Origin of the sequence: Micromonospora sp. NPDC049580, from assembly GCF_040675595.1 — a bacterium.
In the GTDB taxonomy this organism is placed as follows: Bacteria; Actinomycetota; Actinomycetes; order Mycobacteriales; family Micromonosporaceae; genus Micromonospora.
In genome coordinates this window covers 1-1,156 of the sequence record NZ_JBFAPG010000832.1, presented here as the reverse complement: position 1 = coordinate 1,156, position 1,156 = coordinate 1, and the positions used below count along the sequence as shown (strand labels likewise).

The window sequence follows — 1,156 nt, the reverse complement described above, 5'->3', positions numbered from 1 at the left end:
CGGTGCAGGCGTGCCGCCAGCACCGGGAGTTCGCCCGTCCGGGCGCACCGGTGGACGCGGAGCTGATCGGTCGGGGCGCCGTCTCGGTGGTCACCGAACCCCAGCGGTGGGCGGACCGGGGCCCGGTCGCCGACACCCTGCAGCACCTCAAGCAGCTCTGGCACGTTCTCGTCCGGTTCGGCACGACCCACCCCGGCTGACCCGGTCCGGGCGGGTCGCGTCGATCGTCCCGTTTCGCCGCCCGGCATGCCCGCCATCCGATTGTCGGAGTGACCGGGACCGCAGGCCGCCGCGGCTCGGGCATTTCCGGAATGACCGACACGTCAACCCGGTTGTGTCCCCCGTACCGCCGGAGCCCAAACCTTTCCGCGGTCATCTCTCCCGAGGAGCGTTCACCCCGGAGCGCTCCGCACGATCGAAAGGAACCATCGTGAAGGTCGACTTCACTCGATGGCTCCCCGCCATCGCTAAGGACTCGTACCGCAAGACCGCGCTGAGCGTGGTGGGTGTGGCTGCCCTCGGTGGTCTGGCGCTCGCGCCGACCGCGGCCGCCGCCCCGGTCACCTCCGGGCCGCACCAGGGCGCTGTCGCCGCCATCGACCTCGCCACCGGCAAGGCCGCCACCTCGGCCCAGCAGAAGGATCAGCCAGTCGAGTCCGGGCTGACCACCGGTTCCGCCACCGGCAAGCCGCCGGCCGGCAAGCCGAGCCGCGACGAGTTGATCCCGCACGGCATCGAGGGCGCCCAGTCGCGCATCCCGCTCGACGACGCGCAGCTCGACAACGCCCGGGCGATCGTGGACGCCGCCAAGAAGACCGGCGTCGGCGACCGTGGCGCGGTGATCGGCGTCGCCACCTCGTTGCAGGAGTCGAAGCTCTACAACCTCGGCCACCTCGGCGCGTACAACGACCACGACTCGCAGGGCCTGTTCCAGCAGCGTCCGACGTCCGGTTGGGGCACGCCCGAGCAGATCACCGACCCGGAGTACGCCGCCACGGCGTTCTTCAGCGCGCTGAAGAACGTGGGCGGCTGGCAGGACCTGCCGCTGACCGCCGCCGCGCAGACCGTGCAGGTCTCCGCCTTCCCGTACGCGTACGCGCAGTGGGAAGAGCAGGCGGCGGACGTCGTCCAGCAGCTCTGGTGACACGACAGGCAC

General features: G+C 71.5%; 2 protein-coding genes. Both read left to right on the top strand.

The features are described 5' to 3' along the window. A partial coding sequence (locus tag AB0J68_RS32425; RefSeq protein WP_363942738.1) for a DUF3626 domain-containing protein occupies nt 1-200 on the top strand: 200 nt, incomplete at its 5' end. A 230-nt stretch (nt 201-430) separates the two neighbouring features. After that, nucleotides 431-1,144, top strand: a complete 714-nt coding sequence (locus AB0J68_RS32420) for a hypothetical protein (protein ID WP_363942735.1) — start codon at nt 431-433, stop codon at nt 1,142-1,144. Nucleotides 1,145-1,156 lie beyond the last annotated feature (12 nt).